The organism is Methyloversatilis sp. XJ19-49 (assembly GCF_024580145.1).
Lineage (GTDB): Bacteria > Pseudomonadota > Gammaproteobacteria > Burkholderiales > Rhodocyclaceae > Methyloversatilis.
In genome coordinates this window covers 1-18,462 of record NZ_JANINI010000021.1, presented here as the reverse complement: position 1 = coordinate 18,462, position 18,462 = coordinate 1, and the positions used below count along the sequence as shown (strand labels likewise).

Below are 18,462 nucleotides of genomic sequence, written 5' to 3'. Positions count from 1 at the left end.
CGGCGACGCATTTCCTTGTACCTTGCATCTTGTACCTTGCACCTGTCTTCCCATGCCCTCCGCCCTGTCTGCCGTGCTTTACGCCGCCCTGCTGCTGATGGTCACGATGGGCGTGCGCCAGTCGTCCGGCCTGTTCATTTCGCCGATCAATACCTCCACCGGTCTGGGCATCGTCAGCCTGAGCCTGGCGCTGGCGATCGGCCAGTTCGTCTGGGGGGCGATACAGCCGGTGGCCGGCGCAGTGGCCGATCGCTACGGGCCGGGCCGCGTACTGGCCACCGGGCTGATCGTGCTGGCGCTGGGTTGCGCGCTCACGCCCTTCATGGACAGCAGCTTCGGCATGATGATGGCGCTCGGCGTGCTGTCGGCGGCCGGCTCCGGCGCCGGCAGCTTTTCGGTGCTGATCGGCGCCGCCTCGCGCAAGCTCGATTCGGCGAAACGCGGTCAGGCGGCCGGCATCATCAACGCCGGTGGCTCGCTCGGCCAGTTCGTGTTTGCGCCTCTGGCACAGAAGCTCATCACCACCGTGGGCTGGATGGGAGCGATGTATGCGCTGGCCATCGCGGCGCTGGCCGCACTGCCGCTGGCACGCGCCCTGCGGGCACGCGAACCGGTGGTCAGTCATGCCGCGCCGGATGGCAGCGGCGGCCTGCGTCACGCGGTGCGCGATGCGCTGCGTGACCGCAGCTACCTGCTGCTGCATGCCGGCTTCTTCACCTGCGGCTTTCACATCGCATTCCTGATCACCCATCTGCCGGGCGAGGTGGGGCTGTGCGGCCTGCCGGCCGAAGTGGCGAGCAGTGCGCTGGCGCTGATCGGGCTGGCCAACATCGCCGGCAGCCTGCTGGCCGGCTGGGCGGTCGGCCGCTGGCGCAGCAAGATGATCCTGTTCTGGATGTACGCGTCGCGTGCTGTGCTGGTGTTGATCTACCTGGCGTCGCCGCAGACCGAATGGACCTTCTACCTGTTTGCCATCGGTCTCGGCGTGACCTGGCTGGCCACGGTGCCGCCGACTGCCGGCGTGGTCGGCAAGCTGTTCGGCACGCGCTATCTTGCGACCTTGTTCGGCCTCACGCTGCTGTCGCACCAGATCGGCGGCTTCTTCGGCGCCTGGCTGGGCGGGCTGGCGCTCGAGCACACCGGCAACTACCTGTGGATGTGGTATGCCGATGCACTGCTCGCGACCATCGCGGCGCTGGTCAATCTGCCGATCCGCGAGGCGCGCATGCAGCCGGCTGCAGCGCCGGCGTAGGCGGATGCCGATGGCGGTATGGCTGGTCATGCACGACAATGGTGCGATGACAATAAAAGGAGAACACTGATGAAACTGCTCGGCGCACTTGGAATACTGGTGATGGGCCTGCTCGCCGCCTTCGTGATCGCCAACTGGAGCGTGCTGGTCATGCCGGTCGAGGTGTCGCTGCTGGTGGCGACGATCAACGCACCGGCCGGCATCATCCTGCTCGGTGCCACGACCTTGCTGCTGGTGCTGCTCGGCGCCTACACACTCACGCTGCACACCTCCACCCTGCTCGAAGCGCGCCGTCATGCCAAGGAACTGCGCGAGCAGCGCTTGCTGGCTGATCAGGCCGAAGCATCGCGCTTCACCGAACTGAACGCTGCGATGCAGAAAGAATTCGCCGAGTTGCGCGCGGCCATGCAGCAGACGACGGCCGAATCGGTGAATTCGCTCGCGGCGGCCATCGGTGAGGTCGAAGACAAGCTGGACCGCAGTCTCGGCGAGCGACGCGCCTGACGCCGCGCGCCGCCCGCTCAGGCGTGGCCGGGTTCGTACAGCGTGAAGCCGTTGCGGCCCGACTGCTTGGTACGGTACATCGCGGTATCGGCGCGCTGCAGCACGTCTTCCAGTTCAAGGCCGTGATCGGGAGACAGCGCGATGCCGATGCTCGGCGTGACCGTCAGCGACAGGTCGGCGACCTCCATCGGCGCGGACAGCGCCTGCACGATCTTGCGGGAAATCTCGCCGGCGACTTCCGCATTGTCGACGTCTTCGAGCAGCACGACGAATTCGTCACCCCCCAGCCGAGCGGCCGTATCGGTGACGCGCACGGTGGCCAGCAAGCGTTCGGCGACCACGCGCAACACTGAATCGCCGGCATGGTGCCCCAAAGTGTCGTTGATGTCCTTGAAATGATCGAGATCGAGCATGATCAACGCGGTCCGCAAGCCAGTGTGCTTTGACCGTTCGACCGAACGCTCGAAGCGTTCGCTCAGCAGCAGACGATTCGGCAGGCCGGTCAGCGTATCGTGGTGCGCCAGCCGGCGGACATAGGCCTCGGTGCGCCGCCGTTCGGTGATGTCGTAGGCGAAACAGATGTAGCCATGGATGTCACCGTGCGCGTCGCGCAGCGCATTGACGGCCAGATTGACGGGCACATGTACGCCGTCCTTGCGCACATAGGTCCATTCCCGCTCATCCACACCGCCTTCGCGCACCGGCAGCACGAACACCTCGAAACCGCGCACCGGCACACCCTTTTCGGCCGTCAGCTGCGCGCTGCGCTGATGCATTTCGGTGTCCAGATGCAGCAGCTCCGGCGTGGCGACACCCACCAGTTCGTGACGCGTATAGCCGAGCAGCCGTTCGCCGGCCGGATTGATCGACTGGATGACGCCAGCCGTATCGGTGGCGATCACGCAGAACGGCGCGTGCTCCAGAATCGCCTGATTGAGCAGGTCGGATTCGCTCGCCGCACGCTGCGCATCCAGCAGTTCCGTCAGGTCGGTCGCCATGATGATCAGGCGCGGCCCTTCGGATTCCTCTTCGGTGGCCGTGATGGCCAGCTCTATCTTGCGTACGCCTCCGTGTGCATGCTCGGCGCTCACGTTGCAGCGCAGAAGCCGCCGGTCGCCATGGCGGATATCGCTCAGTTGCCTTTTCAGCGTCACGTCACCGTGACTCGAAAAAAGCTGCGTCAGCGGCATGCCCTGCAGCAGGCTGGCTTCGATGCCGAGCATGTTGCCGATCGCCGGATTGGCACCGAGCACGCGCGACGCCGGCGTGGCATCGCAGATCAGGATGCCTTCCGCGCTCGCCTCGATGACCGAGCGCATGCGCGCCTCGCTTTCGCGATGGGCGACCGACATGCGATACGCCAGATTTTCGGCCCGGCTTCGCAGACCGAATACGGCAGCCAGCGTGCTGCACAGCAATACGGTCAGCCCCAAACCGGCGGCCGCGGCCAGATTGGCCTTGCTCGCCGGAGCAGCCACGTCGAATGCCGGCAAGGTCGTGAAGCGCAAGGTCCAGCGGCGCATGCCGACTTCGATCGGGCGCGTCTCGACAAAACTTGGGGTGTAAGTCCCCAGATTCGTCAGCACCGCACGGCGACGCTCGTACAGCAGCGCCGATTCGTCAGTGGCCACGCCATCGAACAGCTCAAGCACCATGTCGACTGCGCGGTCATCCAGTGCCGCGTGGGCCAGATCACTGATGCGGAACGGCGCATAGACGAAGCCACGGAGCGCCGCACGATACGCCTCGACGGTATGCAGCCCGCGCGAAGTACGATAGACGGGCACGAACATCAATGCGCCAGGCTGGGGTGCCGCTCTGTCCTGCACCAGCGTAACAGCGCCCGACAGTGCCGCCCTGCCGGTGTCTGCCGCACGATCCATCGCCGCGCGACGTACCGTCTCAGAATACATGTCGTAACCGATGGCATCGAGATTGTTACCGATATCGGGTTCGAGATAGACGATGGTGGTCAGCACGTCGCGTTCGCCGGCCGGACGGATGGCGTAACCGGGTTGCCCCGAAGCCCGAATCGCCGCCTCGTGTGCGGCCCGTTCAACGGGCGTCAGCACTTGTGCAAAACCGAAGCCCTTGAGGCCGGGAAAGCGCGTGTCCAGGTGCATTCCACGGGCAAACGCCCGCCACTCGTCGCGCGTCACGGTCGACGAAGCGGAAAACAGGGCAACACCGGACCACAGCAACTGTTCGTAGTCGGCCATGGCTTCGGTCAGCGCGCGCTCGGCCTCGCCCACGCTGCGATCGAAACGGGTTTGCGCCTGCATCCGTTCCTGCGCACGCAGGGCTTGCCAGGCCATCCAGGAAAGAGTTGCACCCGTGACGCCGGTTAGCAGCAGCGTCAACAGGGCGGTCTTACGCAGCCCATTAACAGGGGACGAAAGGTTCATCTATCGGTCACTCTTGACTCAAGTCGCGGCGATGCGCAAATAGAAAAAGAAATTTTTCATTTGTTTACGTGCGCCGATCACCCAACTTTATAGATAACGCGTTAATTGACCCTTCGTACGCTGCTGCAGCGCAGCATGTCGACCCGGTTGTGGAAAACCGTCACTTGAACGAAAAGACGTAGCGCACATCGACCGCCTGTTCGGTGCCGGTGCTGCCGATCAGCGCGAGATGGCGGGTCAGTGTCCAGGTCAGCTTGACCACGCTGGTCGCGCCGGCCACGCCCTGCTCGTACGACAGCAGCGCATTGTTGGTCAGCCGCTTGCCGACGCTGACCACCTGGCCACCGACCGTCGTGCTGCTGCGCTGCGAACTGCTGACCACCTGACTGCGCGGACCGCTGGCGATCGAACTTTGGGTCAGGGCGATCTGGTCGAGACCGAGCGCCTGGGCCAGCGATCCGGTGATGCCTTCGCCCTCGCCGCCCAGCAGCGCACCGGCGGCCGTGGCCAGCAGCGACAGATCGGAGCCGCGCGCCGTTTCCTGACCGCGGCCAAGCACGATCCACGACAGCTTTTCCGAGTCCGGCATCGCACTGTCGGATACCAGCCGCACGCGCGGCCGCTGCACGGTGCCGCTCACTTCAACGCCGGCCTGCACCGGCAGATTCGGGCGGATGGCGCGCACGTTCAACCCCGGATTGGCCAGCGAGCCCTGGAAACTGACGACGCCGCGTTCGATGTCGAGGTTCTGGCCATAGGCACGATAGCGGCCACCCACCGTGCGGATGTTGCCGGTGGCGCTGATGCCGCGCCCCTGATCGCGCAGCGCCAGCTGGCCGGCCAGCCGCGTATCGAGCCCGCGCCCCTTGAAATAGAGCCGCTCACCCAGATCGACATCGATCTGCAGCGCCAGCGGCGGGCCGCTTGCGCCGCCGCCGTTGCGACCTTTCATCACGACGTCGTCGCCGAGCGTCGGCGGCGATTGCTCCGGCACGGTGAACAGCCCGGCGTCGGCCGTCAGCGCCAGTTGCAGCGCAATGCCGGCCTTGGCCGACCCGCGCACGCTGCCGTCACCGGACAGCATGAGCCACTGCTCGCCGCCCTGCAGCGGCACGAAGCGGCGCACCTCGATCGCAATGTCTGCTGCCACCGTGGCCAGATCGACCGTGCCGCGCGCAGCGAGGCGGCCCGGCTCCTTCGTCAACGCCGCGGCATTCAGACGTGGATCGGCCGGCGCGCGTACATTGGCGCTTTCGAAGCTCAGGCCGTCGAGATTCAGCCGGTCGCCGGCGAACGTCGCGCGCAGGCTGCCACGCTCCAGCCGCAGGCCTTCGTCGGCCAGCCGGAACGTCAGGCCGTCGCCATCGATGCGCCCCGACAGCTCCGGCGCACGCAGCCGCCCGGCCATCTTCACGTTGGCCTTCAGGCTGCCGGCGGTTGTCATGTCGAGCCGCAGCGCGCGACCGATCCAGTTCAGCGTCGGCACGTCTAGCGTTGCGTCGCCGGTGGTCTGTGCATCGAGGTCGGGCAGCCACAGACTGCCGGCATGGCGCAGCGGCACGCGCACCGCTGCCTGCAGCTGGCCGATGTCCGGGCCTGCGATGCGTGCCGTGACGGCCGCCGATTGGCCGGCGAAATCGATCTGCGCGCGCGCCTCGCTGAACGCAAGTTCGACCCGGCCTTCGCCCGAAAGGACCGCGTTGCCGCTTTCACGGAACACGGCGATCCGACCGCTCAACCCTGCGTCGCCGGTCAGCGCGGCGCCGACCGCCCAATCGGCACCCAGCTTCAGCGGCGCACGCACTGCGATACCGGCTTCGCGGTCGCGCCAGACGAGGCGCAGCGGAAAGCCGCGCATGCGACCGCTGGCGTCGAAGCGCTCCGGCGTCCACAGCGTGCGCGCCAGCACCACTTCGCCGCCGCCGGTCAGCGCCAGCGTCGCTTCGTCGAGCGCTACACGCTGCGCCGACGCCGACAGCGACGCCGGGCGGACCAGCGTGGCACTCAGTTCGGGCGACAGCACCAGCACCAGCTGGTCGATGCGCCCGGCCCACGACGGGCCGTCACCGGATGACAGCAAGGCGCCCCGCGCCGCAAGATCGAGCGACTGGCGCAGCGGCGCATCGCCGCGTTCCGCCGGCTGATCGGCAAGTTTCACGCTGGCCGACAGGCGATGCGCCGCGCGCGTGCCATCGATGTCCAGCTGCACGGCCTCGATGGGCGCCGGTGCGGACGGACTGCGCAGATCGGCCGCCATCAGCTTCAAGGTCATGCGCCCGTCGGCACCGGGCGCGAGTTCGGCACTGACGTCGGCGCTGGCCACGCTGCCCAGCTCACCCAGCCGGAGCGCGCGCGCGGCCAGCGTCAGCGTGCCGAAAGGCGCCTCCGGCGTACCGGCGAGCCGACCGCTGCCGGAGATGCGACCAGCCAGTTCCAGCCCGGTGAGCGCACGCAGCGGTGCCAGACGCTGCGCGTCCAGCGACCAGTCGAGCATGTCGTCCGCCTTGCCGGCGCGGCCGCCGAATGCGCCCTGCGCGGCCAGCCGGTTGCCCGCCCAGTCCAGTGCGATATCGACCTCCGACAGTCGCCTGCCCTGCAGCCGCCCCTTGACCGCACCCGCCAGTGCCTCGCCCATCAACGTGCTGGGCGCGAAGTCGAGCGCCACCTGCGCGTCGATCTGCGGCTTGATCTGACCGTTGGCGGAAAATTTCGCCGACAGGCTGGCCGCCGGCACGCGTGCGAACGCCGAAGGATCGAATTTCTGCAATGCGCCGGCCAGCCGGAAGGCGAGCGTGTCGTCCAGCTTCAGCGTGCCGGACAGCGTGGATTCGGCGCCGCGCGCCGACACCCGGGCGCTTTCCAGCGTGAGCAGTTGCTGCGCCACGTCGCCACGCGCATCGAGCGCGATGCGGCTGGCGCCGCGGTCGGTCAGTGCAACGTCGAACTGCTGGCGCTCGCCCGACGCGCTGATGTCGATGCGTCCGCCCAGTTTCGTCGCCAGCCCCTGCCCATGCAGCGCGGCGGTATCCACATCGCGCAGCACCAGCGCCGCGTGCACCGGCAGATCGCCCTCGGCACGCCAGCCAGCCGTGCCGCGGATGTCGCCACCGCCGGACAGCTCGATCAGCAGGTCGCGCAGATCGACTTGTGTCGGGCTCGCCTCGACCTGCGCCGACAACGCACGCACCGGCAGCTGGTTCTTGTCGATGCGCCCGGCTTCGCGGTTGCGCGCCGTCAGTGGTCCGGTCAGGGCAAGCGCCGCGCCGTCGCGCGACTGCAGATCCGCCTCGACCGTCCAGCGACCGGCCGGGGCGGCGGCGTTCAGGCGCTGCGGATCGAATTCGTCGAGCGCCAGCCTGAGCGCGGTCAGCGGTTGTTCGATGAAGGGCCGGGCACTGACGTCGGCCTGACCGGACAGACCGAAACCCCGGGCGCGCAGCGCAGCGGTGGCGCCGTCGACCAGCGTGCCGCCCAGCACGGCGGTCGCCGAGTAATCCTGCGCCGTGAAAGCCAGTTCGCCGGACAGCGCGAACGGCGCGTCGCCGACCAGCGCGAGCGCACCCGCCAGCGCGCCCCACGGCGTGGTCACGGCGACCTCGTCCAGCCGATGCGTCACGCCGTCGGAGTCGATGGCCGCCTTGACGTCGGTCAGTACGATGCCGTCGACATCGGGCGCCGAGTACTCGGCGAGCACGATGCGCCCGATGTCGAGCCGTGCCTTCAGCGCGAACGGCAGCGCGAGGCTGGAGGGCGTGGTCGGCGGCGCGTCACTGGACGACGTGGCGATGCGCACATCCCCCGCTGACAGGCGCGCGATGTCGAGCCGGCGATCGAACAGCGCCGCGGCCGGCGCCCAGTCGAGCGCCAGCGATGTGGCTTCGGCGCGCAGCGTGCCGTCGTCGTAGATCACTTCGGCCAGCCGCGGCGCCGACCACAGGCTGCCGGATTCGACCTTGACCGACTGCAGCGCCGGTACCGCCCACTGCGCGCCGGCGGCGATCGCGCGCAGGCCACCGGAGGACGCCAGCAGCCAGTACATCAGCAGCATCGGCAGCGCGATCAGTGCAACGTCGGTCAGGGCGACACCGGTGCCGCGCACACGGCTGCGCGCGCGCAGGCTGCGGCGCGGCGTGTCGGGTTGCGGGGCTTGATCGGGCACGTTCATCAGAAGGCAATGGCGAGCGAAAAATGCGGCCGCCAGGTCTGTTCGCGTTCGCCGTAGGCAATGTCGAACGCGATCGGGCCGGCGGGCGAACGCCAGCGCACGCCGGCTCCGGCACCATAGGCGAAGTCGAAATCCTTGCGGCTGTCGGTGGCGTCACCCGCGTCGACAAAGACGGCGCTGCCCCATTGATGCGACCACCAGTGCACGTACTCGGCGCTGAGCACGCCAAGTACGCGGCCACCGACGATGGCGTTGCCTTCGCGCACGCCAAGCTGAAGGTAGTCGTAACCGCGCACCGAGTTCGCGCCGCCGGCGCGGAACAGGAAATCCTGCGGCAACGCGTCGGCCTTGCCGCTGGTCAGGCCGGCTTCGCCGCGCAGGATGATCTGGTCACGCTCGCCGACCGGTATGAACCACTGTGCCTTCATGTAGGTACGCAGGAAATTGGTGTCGGACAGCAAGCCTTTGACGCCGCCGCCGACCTGGGCATTGAGCACCCAGCCGCTGCGCGGATCGAACGGGTCATCGACCTCGCGCCAGGTCCAGGAGGTGTTCAGTGCGAGCGACTTCTGCGTGCTGGTGACCAGACCGTCTATTTCGCGCTGCTCGCGCTGCAGGCTGATCGAATGGCGGATTTCGATGTTGCCGCGGATGCGTGCGCGCACCGCACCGATGCCGACGCGCTTGGTCACAAGCTCCTGGATATCCGCGTTTTCGGCCAGCGCGCCGAAACTGTCGCGGTAGCCGTCGGCGGCCGGAGGCAGCAGCACGTCGGCAAAGGCGATCTGGCGCAGCTGTTCGAGCCGTACGGCGGTATTGAACAGCCACGAGCGCTTGAACAGATTGTTGTCCGACCAGGCCACCTCGGCGCGGTAGCCGGTGTTGCTGCTCAGGCCGGCGCCGAACGACAGGCGGCGCGAACTGGCTTCGGCCACCGCGACGCGCACCGGTGTTGCGATGGCCGAGGCCGGATCGCGATCGACGCTGATCTGCGCCGAACCGAAGTAGGGCGACGACAGCAGCGCGCGCTCGAACGCCAGCAGGGCGTCGGTGGAATACGGATCGCCGGCGCGCACGGTCGAGTAGCGGCGCACCAGATCGAGGTCGTGCAGCGCCAGTCCGGTCGCTTCGATGTCGCCGAAACGGAAAGCCGGACCGCTGTCGAGCCGCAGCCGCAGGTCGACCCGCGCGGCGGCCGCATCCACTTCGGCCTGGCTTTCGATGAGTGCGCCGGCGGCGTAGTCGCGCGAGGTCAGCTCATCGAGCAGGTTCTGCTTGGCCGATGACCAGTCGGACTGGCGGAACGGTTGCCCCTCGGCCAGCCGCCAACTGCGGCGCAGCTCGTCGCGTCGCTCGGCGCGTTCAGCCACCGCCCCCTCGAATTCGATGTCGACGCGGCCGATGACCGCACGCGGCCCCGGTTCGATGGCCAGTGCGGGCGGGTCGCCGTCGATCTCGATCTTCGGCGTGAAATAGCCTTCGGTCGACAGCAGGTCGGTCACCTCGCGCCGCACCCGACGCAGCAGCCGGCGCTGCGCACGTTCGTCGGTCAGCGCCTCGCGCAGCACCAGCGAACGCGCGTGACGTTCGAGCATGTCGTTCACGTCGTCCGGCAGCGCGTTCGGACGCAGCGGCAGGCGGCCGAAAGCCGCTGCGGGTGGGTTGTCATCCGGCAGCCGGTCCGGCATGTCGTCGCCCACCGCCGCATCGCCAACAGCCGACTCGGCAGCACCGACCGCAGACAGGCAGACGAACAGGCACACAAAGGCTGCAAGCGGCCAGCGGGTAAACCGGCCGCGCAGTTGCAGGAGCCTGTGCAATCAGCCCGCGCTCAACAGCTCGACCTCGAAAACCAGGGTGGCATTCGGCGGGATGACACCACCGGCACCGCGCGCGCCGTAGCCCAGGTGCGGCGGTATGGTCAGCTTGCGCACGCCGCCTTCCTTCATGCCCGCCACGCCTTCGTCCCAGCCGCCGATGACCTGGCCGGCGCCCAGATTGAAACCGAAGGGCTGCTTGCGGTCCTTGCTCGAGTCGAACTTCTTGCCGTCGGTCAGCCAGCCCGTGTAATGCACGCTGACCCGCTGGCCGGCAACCGCTTCGGCGCCGCTGCCCGGGGTGATGTCTTCGATGATGAGGCCGCTTTCGGTGGTGATGGCAGACATTTTTCGTTCCGTTGAATGAATTGAAAGGACGCAGTTTACCCGGCTGACGCGCCGGTCACCGCAGTGGGGTCTTGACGCGGGTTGCGAACAACCGGCGCAACGTGTCGATCTTCGGCGCCACCACGGCCATGCAGTAGGGTTGCAGCGGATTGTGGTCGTAGTAATTGAAGTGCCTGGGCTCGGCCGGCCAGAACGTCACATCGCCCTCGACCCGGGTGACGATGGGCGCGGCAAATCGCTGCGCAGCGGTCAGCTGCGCGATCACATTGCGGGCGGTGGCCGCCTGCACGCCGTCGCGGCAGAAGATCACCGAACGGTACTGGGTGCCGACATCGTTGCCCTGACGGTTTTCGGTCGTAGGATCGTGCAGCGCGAAAAACACCTCGAGCAATTCGGCGAAACCGATCATCGACGTGTCGAACGAAACGCGCAGCACTTCGGCGTGGCCGGTCCGACCGCCGCACACCTGCTCGTACGTGGGCTTGGGCACCGGACCACCGGCATACCCCGGTTCGACCTCGATCACGCCTTCGACACGGTTGAACACCGCCTCCAGGCACCAGAAACAGCCGCCGCCCAGCAGGGCGGTTTCGGTCGGTACGGCATTCATCGTCGGATCCTCCAGAGCGTGCGCCGGATGGCAATTCGGGCATCGGGCAACTGCCTGACAATGGATCGACCCACCGCGGGCACCGAGGTTCATCCGGGGCGCGCAGCGGTCGGTATCCGCATGTATCAGGAGGTCCGACGCCGTTTGCGAAGCACTTGTCCGGCGCGCTGCAACATGCGTCTCACCGGCAAACCTTGTATCGTTCGGGGCAAATCACCCGTCCATAAACGTCGCCGGAACCCAAGTTGATGCTCTCCCAGGAAGCCTTGCAGGACTGGCGCGGCCTTGCGCTGCGCGTTGAAGAAGAGGTACGTCGCGCCATCGTCGGCCAGGACGACACCCTGCGTCTGATCAATGTGGCGCTGTTCGCCCGCGGTCACGTGCTGCTCGAAGGCGATGTCGGCGTCGGCAAGACCACCGTGCTGCGCGCTTTCGCCCGCGCCATCGGTGGCGACTTCGAGCGCGTCGAGGGCACGGTCGACCTGATGCCGAACGACCTCGTCTATCACACCTATGTAGACAACGAAGGCAAGCCGCGCATCGAGCCGGGCCCGCTGCTCCGGCACGGCGAGCGGCTGACGACTTTTTTCTTCAATGAAATCAACCGCGCCCGACCGCAGGTGCAGTCGCTGCTGCTGCGCGCGATGGCCGAACGCACGCTGTCTGCGTTCAACCGCGAATACAGCTTTCCGCACATGACGGTGTTCGCCGACCGCAACCGCGTCGAACGCGAAGAAACCTTCGAACTGGCGTCGGCCGCGCGCGACCGCTTCATGTTCGAACTGCGCATGCTGACGCCGTCGGACGACGACACGCGGCGCGCGCTGGTGTTCGACCCGCGCTTCCACGACACCGATGCGCTGATCGACACGGTGACACCGGGTGTCGTCGACTGGATGCAGATGAACACCATCGGTGCGGCGATCCAGCGTTCGGTCAGCGCGACCGACGCGCTGCAGCGCTACGCGATGGACATCTGGGCCGCCACCAGCGACCCGGTGAAGTACGGCCTGCAGATCGACGGCGTCGACATGTCGCGCCTGATCCTGGCCGGCGCCAGCCCGCGCGGCATGGGCATGCTGATGCGTGCCGCGCGCGTCGTGGCCTGGATGGACGGCCGCGACTACCTGACGCCGGAAGACATGCGCGCCGTGCTGCCGTCTACATTGGTGCACCGCGTGTTCTTCACGCCGGTCTATGAACTGCGCCGCGCCGAACTGGCCGATGCGCTGGTGTCGCAAATGCTGGAACGGGTTGCCACGCCCTGATCGGGCAACGGGCAAGACCGGCACCATGAACGCTCCGAAAGACTTCCACTACCGCATGCCGCGACGCGTCGGCGGCCAGCGCCCGGGTGCGCACCGCAGCGTGACGGCGGGCAGCGGGCAGGAATTCATCGCCCACCAGACGCTGTTCGACCGGCCGGACCCGCGCCGGCTCGACCTGCGCGCCAGCGTGCGCGACCCGGAACAGCGCTGGCTGGTACGCGTGACGCGCCAGCGCGCCGGCATTCCGGTCTATCTGGTGGCCGACGTGTCGGCGTCGATGGCATTCGGCTCGGCCGCCACCAAGCTGGAGCGGCTGGCCGAGTTCGCCCGCTCGCTCGGTGATTCGAGTTTCCGCATGGGCGACGCGCTCGGCCTGCTGGCGTTCGACCGCACCGAACGCACTGACCTGATGCTGGCGCCGATGCGCTCGCGCGGCGCCGGCCTGATGATTGCCGAGGCGCTGCTGCGCAGTCGTGCCGACCAGCCGTCGAGCGCCGGCCTGGCCGAAGCCTGCATGCGGATCGCCGGCCGGCAGGCACTGGTGTTCGTGGCATCCGACTTCCACGCGCCGCTGCCGGAACTGGGCAAGGCGCTCGACCTGCTTTCGCACGCACACGTCGTGCCGCTGGTCATCTGGGACGAAGTGGAGCCGCAGGCGCCGGACGGTGACGGCCTGCTTGCGTTGCGTGACGTCGAAACCGGTCGCAGGCGCGGGCTGTGGCTGCGACCGGTCATCCGCCGGCGCTGGAAGGACGCCTTCGCGCAGCGCCGGGCCGATCTGCAGAAAATGTTCGCCGACCGCGGCATGCGCCCCTTCTACATGACGGGTACGTTCGATGCGGACGCCCTGTCGCGCTATTTTTTCGAGGCTGTCTGACATGCAACCCACCTACTGGAGACTGCGCCTGCTCAGCCTTGGCGCAGCACTGGCCCTGCTGACGCTCGGGCCCTGCCATGCGCAGGACTCTGCTGCGCCGGCTCAGGCAGCGGTTCGGGAGACCGTGCAGGACGCTCCGCCGGCAGCCCCCAAAGCGGCGGCACTGTCGATCGCACCCGATGTGCAGCCGCTGCGGCCGTTCGGCCATGTCATCGGCGACGTGATCACCCAGCGCATCGCGCTCGACCACGAAGGTCGCCAGCTGGACCCGGAATCCTTGCCCGAGCTGGAACGGGTCGGCAACTGGTTCCAGCGGCGCGACGTGCGCATCGAGCGCGATGCCGCCGGGCGGCGCTGGCTGGTCATCGACTACCAGATCATCAATGTGCCGGACGAACTGCGGGCGCTCGACCTGCCGGCGCTCGACCTTGCGACGAAAACACCCGGTGTGCGTCTGGAAACCGGCGTGCTGCCGGTGACCGTCGCGCCACTGACGCCGACGGTTGTGCTGGCGCGTGCCGGTCTGGAAGAAATGCGACCCGATGCCGAGGCGCCGCGCATCGATACCGCACCGCTGGAGCGGCGACTGCACTTCGCGCTGTACGCGGCCGCTGCACTGGCCGCCGCCTGGCTGGCGCTTTACGTGCTGCGCCAGATGCGCGCGCGCAACAGCCTGCCATTCACGCGTGCAGCGCGTGACATGCGCCACCTCGACCCGGGATCGACGGCGATCTGGCAACGCCTGCACCGCGCGCTCGACGAAACCGCCGGTCATGTGGTGCGCGGTCACAACCTGGCGTCCCTGCTGGCCCGCGCGCCGTGGCTGGCGCCGTTGCAGTCCGAACTCGAACGCTTCTTCGAGGCTTCGCAGAAGCGCTTCTTTGCCGACCACCCGGTCGATGGGCAGGAACCGGCTGCGCTGTGCGCACGCGTGGCGAGGCTCGAACGGCAGGCGCTGGCATGAATGACGCGGTGAATGGTCTGCTTGGCAGCCTCTTTGGCAGCCTGTTCGGCGGACTCGAATTCGCATCGCCGCTGTGGCTGCTCGCACTGCCGCTGGCCCTGCTGCCGCTGTGGCCGCGGCGTCGCCACACGCTCGATTACGCCTGCATCGACTGGCTGCCGCGCGACGGCCTGGGCGATGCGCTGCTGCGCGGCGGGCGCATTGCGGCTGCGCTCGCCATGCTGGCTGCCATCATCGGTGTGGCCGGCATCGGCCAGCCGGCCACCGAGCTGCAGCGCACCGGTCGCGGCGCCGAAATCGCCATCGTGCTCGACCGCAGCCGCAGCATGGACGAACCACTGGTGCCCAAGGGCCGGCAGCCGGTCATCGACTCATCGCACGAATCCAAAGGCAAGGTGGCGCGCCGGCTGCTCAGCGATTTCGCACAACGGCGACCGGAGGACCGCTACGCGCTGCTGCTGTTCAGCTCGACGCCGATGGCGGTGGTGTCGTTCACACAGCATGGCGACGTGGTGCAGGCGGCGATCGAAGCAGGCGGCATCGGCCGCGGCCTGTCGGAGACCGACATCGGTCGCGCCCTGCTGGCAGGCGCCGAACAGTTCGAGCGGCGCGCCTACTCGGGCAGCCGCATCCTGCTGCTGGTATCGGACGGCGCCGCCCAGGTCGATCCCGACATGCGCGAACGCATCACCCGCGCGCTGAACAAGAACCGGGTCGCTGTGTACTGGGTATTCATCCGCTCCGCCCTCAGCCAGGGACTGGATGGCGACCCGGACGACGGCAACATGCCGGAGGCGGCGCTGCACGCCTTCCTGAAATCGACCGGCGTGCCCTATCAGGCTTTCGAAGCCGAAGACCCTGAAGCGGTCAAGCAGGCGGTGGCCGAGGTCGACCGCCAGCAGAACCTGCCACTCGATTACGCCGAACGCATTCCGCGCCGCGACTTCTCGGCCTGGTTCTTCGCACTGGCTCTGCTGGCCGGCGCCCTCGCGCTGGCCAGTCGCCTGCTGACGAAACCGGCCTGGACACAGGACCTTCCATCATGAAACTCCGCCAGGCGGGCACTCTGCTCGTCATCCTGCTCGTGTCGAGCCTGCTGTTTTCGGCCTACGAAGCCTACCGGCTGTCGCAGGCGCGCGACTTCAACCGTCTGCTCGCCACGGCCGTCGATGCCGCAGCCACGCAGGACACGCTGGAAGCGGAATTCGCCCGCGCCCTGTCACTGGCCGCCCGCAACGACTACGAAGGTGCCGTACGTGCCTACAAGACGCTGTCGCGCGCGACCGAGGGTGCGCTGCTGGAAGCCGTGTTGTACAACCTCGGCAACCTTCATCTGCGCGAGGCGCTGAAGTACGGCCCGGACGAAATCGGCCGTTCGCTGCCGCTGGCCGAACTGGCCAAGACCAGCTATCGCGAATTGCTGCAGCGCAATCCGCACCACTGGGACACGAAGTACAACCTCGAACGCACGCTGCGCCTTGCGCCCGAGCGCGAAGAAGTGCTTACCGAGGCGCCACCGCTGCCCCAGAACAGCGAGCGCGCGGTGACGACCATGAAGGCCTTCACACTGGGGCTGCCATGATGTTTTCGCCCGCGGTGCTGCTGGCCCGTGCGCGCAGCGCGCACGCGCTGCCGCTCAGTCTGGCGGCGCTGCTGTTTGCGGTCGCCGTCGTGCTGCCGCCTCTGCCGCTGCCCGGTCGCAGCTATCACCACATGGTGGTGCTGGACATCACGCAGAGCATGAATACGCGCGATTACGAACTCGACGGCAAGCCGGTCAACCGGCTCGACTACGCCAAGCACAGCCTCGGCCAGTCGTTGCGCACCCTGCCCTGCGGTTCGCGCATCGGCTGGGGTGTGTTCTCGGAATACCGTCTGCTGGCGCTGATGACACCGGTCGAAGTGTGCGGCAACTACCACGAACTGCTGGCGACGCTTGCCAATATAGATGGCCAGATGTCGTGGGCCGGCGCCAGCGAGGTATCGAAGGGGCTGTTCTCGTCGATCCGAGCGCTGCGAGATATGGAACAGCCGCCTTCGCTGGTGTTCGTGACCGATGGCCATGAAGCGCCGCCGCTGAATCCGAAGATGCGCCCGTCCTTCGACGGCGAGCCGGGGTTGGTGAAGGGCTTGATCGTCGGTACCGGTGGCGCCACGCTGAGCCCGATTCCAAAGCTGGACCTCGATGGCCGGCCACTCGGCTACTGGAAGGCGGACGAGGTCGTGCAGAGCAATACGGCTTCGCGCGGGCGAGGCGGCAACGCGGCGCAGGAGACCATGGTCGACGAATCCGGTCTTGCGATCGAAAGCACGCGCGCCAGTGGCACCGAGCACCTGTCGAATCTGAAGGGCGCCCACCTGCGCGATCTGGCCACCCAGACCGGCATGCGCTACGAGGCGCTCGCATCGCCTGACGATCTGGCAAGTGCGCTGGTCGATCCGGCGTTCGCGCGTCAGCAATCGGTGCCTACGGAACTGGGCTGGGTACCGGCGCTGCTCGGATTGCTGTGCCTCGCCTGGGCCTACCGACCCGACTTCCGCCAGCCACGCCCTGCGGCTTGACACAGCGATTCGCCGCGCCGTCAGGCGGCGATGCATCGTGCAACAGTTCGCCCTGCGGGTCGGGTTGAACGCGAATTTCTGCACCCGCCCGGACCTACCCGGGAAAACGCTATCTATTTGACAGGGAAGGTTTCCCGATCGACGGGCGATGGTTCACCCACCCCGGGGAGAATCTCCTGCCGTTGCAGTTTGCCATGCTATAAAACCCATAACCTGATTGAGGCGAGCCACTTATGACCTCTCGGGCCGGCGGTTGCGTCTCGCCCTGCGGAACGCCCCGGTTAATAGACAGCAACAAGGAGAAGCCAATGTCCAGCAAGTACAAGCAGGTGCCGCTTTGGGTCGCCGCACTCGCAATTCCGGGGACCGCCCTGGCCAATGCCGATATCGCCAGGCTTATCAAGGATCCGAAGAACTGGGCCATGCAGGCCGGCAACTTCGAAAACCAGCGCTACAGCACCCTGAACCAGATCAACAAGAAGAACGTGAAGGACCTGAAGGTTGCCTGGACCTTCTCGACCGGCGTATTGCGCGGTCACGAGGGCGGTCCGCTGGTCATCGGCGGCATGCTGTTCGTGCACTCGCCCTTCCCCAACAAGGTGTTCGCGATCGATCTGGAAACCCAGAAGATCGTCTGGAAGCACGAACCGAAGCAGGATCCGTCGGTGATTCCGGTGATGTGCTGCGACACGGTCAATCGCGGCCTGGCCTACGCCGAAGGCAAGGTGTTCCTGCAGCAGGCCGACACCACCCTCGTCGCGCTCGACGCCAAGACCGGCAAGGTGTTGTGGTCGGTCAAGAACGGCAATCCGAAGATCGGTGAAACCAATACCCAGGCGCCGCACGTATTCAAGGACAAGGTCATCACCGGCATTTCCGGCGGTGAATTCGGTGTCCGCGGCTTCGTCGCTGCCTACGACATCAACACCGGCAAGCAGGTGTGGAAGGGCTACAGCACCGGCCCCGACGCTGAAATGCTGATGGACCCGGAAAAGACGATGACCTTCACCAACGGCAAGATGGCGCCGGTGGGCAAGGACTCGTCATTGAAGAGCTGGCAGGGCGACCAGTGGAAGATCGGTGGCGGTTCGACCTGGGGCTGGTATTCCTATGACCAGGCCGAGAACCTGATGTACTACGGTTCGGGCAATCCTTCGACCTGGAACCCGTCGCAGCGCCCGGGCGACAACAAGTGGTCGATGACCATTTGGGCACGCGATGTCGATACCGGCTGGGTGCGCTGGGCCTACCAGATGACGCCGCACGACGAGTGGGACTTCGATGGCGTCAATGAAATGATCCTGGCCGACATCGACGTGAAGGGCAAGAAGCGCAAGGCGCTGGTGCACTTCGACCGCAACGGCTTCGGCTATACGCTGGACCGCGTGACCGGCGAACTGCTCGTGGCCGAGAAATTCGACCCGAAGGTGAATTGGGCCACGCACGTCGACATGAAGAGCGGCCGCCCGCAGGTCGTGGCCAAGTATTCGACACGGCTGAATGGCGAAGATGTGAACAGCAAGGGCATCTGCCCGGCCGCTCTGGGTTCGAAGGACCAGCAGCCGGCTTCGTTCAACCCGAAGAATGGCCTGTTCTACGTGCCGACGAACCACGTCTGCATGGACTACGAGCCGTTCCGTGTTGAATACACCGCCGGTCAGCCGTACGTCGGCGCCACCCTGTCGATGTA

At 67.0% G+C, this 18,462-nt stretch carries 14 protein-coding genes; 9 read left to right on the top strand and 5 right to left on the bottom strand.

The window, feature by feature from the left end:
* The first annotated feature begins 52 nt into the window (after positions 1-52).
* Both NMQ16_RS18320 and NMQ16_RS18315 read left to right on the top strand, forming a co-directional pair.
* Positions 53-1,252, top strand: coding sequence for an MFS transporter (locus tag NMQ16_RS18320; RefSeq protein WP_257082426.1), 1,200 nt, complete (start codon positions 53-55; stop codon positions 1,250-1,252).
* A gap of 69 nt (positions 1,253-1,321) precedes the next feature.
* Complete coding sequence (locus NMQ16_RS18315; RefSeq protein ID WP_257082425.1) at positions 1,322-1,756, top strand: hypothetical protein; 435 nt, start codon at positions 1,322-1,324, stop codon at positions 1,754-1,756.
* 17 nt (positions 1,757-1,773) lie between these two features.
* On the opposite strand, the gene NMQ16_RS18310 is transcribed toward NMQ16_RS18315, so the two are convergent.
* The 5 genes from NMQ16_RS18310 to msrA form a co-directional block, all read right to left on the bottom strand.
* Positions 1,774-4,116, bottom strand: a complete 2,343-nt coding sequence (locus NMQ16_RS18310; RefSeq protein ID WP_257082424.1) for a CHASE domain-containing protein — start codon at positions 4,114-4,116, stop codon at positions 1,774-1,776.
* A 205-nt stretch (positions 4,117-4,321) separates the two neighbouring features.
* Positions 4,322-8,326 carry a translocation/assembly module TamB domain-containing protein gene (locus NMQ16_RS18305; protein WP_257082423.1) on the bottom strand — a complete coding sequence of 1,335 codons (4,005 nt, stop codon included), beginning with the start codon at positions 8,324-8,326 and terminating at the stop codon, positions 4,322-4,324.
* Positions 8,326-10,146, bottom strand: a complete 1,821-nt coding sequence (locus NMQ16_RS18300; protein WP_257082422.1) for an autotransporter assembly complex family protein — start codon at positions 10,144-10,146, stop codon at positions 8,326-8,328. Before NMQ16_RS18300 ends, NMQ16_RS18305 begins: the two co-directional genes overlap by 1 nt.
* Positions 10,147-10,491: an FKBP-type peptidyl-prolyl cis-trans isomerase gene (locus NMQ16_RS18295; RefSeq protein WP_257082421.1), complete on the bottom strand. Its 345-nt coding sequence runs from the start codon at positions 10,489-10,491 to the stop codon at positions 10,147-10,149. It abuts the gene before it with no gap.
* 55 nt (positions 10,492-10,546) lie between these two features.
* Entirely contained in the window at positions 10,547-11,101 is a 555-nt protein-coding gene (gene msrA, locus NMQ16_RS18290; RefSeq protein WP_257082420.1) for a peptide-methionine (S)-S-oxide reductase MsrA, read from the bottom strand.
* A 248-nt stretch (positions 11,102-11,349) separates the two neighbouring features.
* Between msrA and NMQ16_RS18285 the strand changes: the two genes are divergently transcribed.
* The 7 genes from NMQ16_RS18285 to NMQ16_RS18255 all read left to right on the top strand — a co-directional run.
* Positions 11,350-12,369 (top strand): MoxR family ATPase, encoded by a 1,020-nt coding sequence (locus tag NMQ16_RS18285; protein ID WP_257082418.1) that lies wholly within the window; start codon positions 11,350-11,352, stop codon positions 12,367-12,369.
* Positions 12,370-12,394: 25 nt separating this feature from the next.
* The gene (locus tag NMQ16_RS18280) at positions 12,395-13,246 is read left to right on the top strand and encodes a DUF58 domain-containing protein (protein ID WP_257082417.1); all 852 of its coding nucleotides are present in this window, start codon (positions 12,395-12,397) and stop codon (positions 13,244-13,246) included.
* A gap of 1 nt (position 13,247) precedes the next feature.
* The gene (locus tag NMQ16_RS18275; protein ID WP_257082416.1) at positions 13,248-14,210 is read left to right on the top strand and encodes a nonribosomal peptide synthetase MxaA; all 963 of its coding nucleotides are present in this window, start codon (positions 13,248-13,250) and stop codon (positions 14,208-14,210) included.
* On the top strand, positions 14,207-15,256 hold the full coding sequence (locus tag NMQ16_RS18270) for a VWA domain-containing protein (RefSeq protein WP_257082411.1): 1,050 nt from the start codon (positions 14,207-14,209) through the stop codon (positions 15,254-15,256). Before NMQ16_RS18275 ends, NMQ16_RS18270 begins: the two co-directional genes overlap by 4 nt.
* Positions 15,253-15,792, top strand: a complete 540-nt coding sequence (locus NMQ16_RS18265) for an MxaK protein (protein WP_257082409.1) — start codon at positions 15,253-15,255, stop codon at positions 15,790-15,792. Before NMQ16_RS18270 ends, NMQ16_RS18265 begins: the two co-directional genes overlap by 4 nt.
* Positions 15,789-16,772, top strand: coding sequence for a VWA domain-containing protein (locus tag NMQ16_RS18260; RefSeq protein WP_257082407.1), 984 nt, complete (start codon positions 15,789-15,791; stop codon positions 16,770-16,772). Before NMQ16_RS18265 ends, NMQ16_RS18260 begins: the two co-directional genes overlap by 4 nt.
* A gap of 308 nt (positions 16,773-17,080) precedes the next feature.
* A partial coding sequence (locus NMQ16_RS18255; RefSeq protein WP_257082406.1) for a PQQ-dependent dehydrogenase, methanol/ethanol family occupies positions 17,081-18,462 on the top strand: 1,382 nt, incomplete at its 3' end.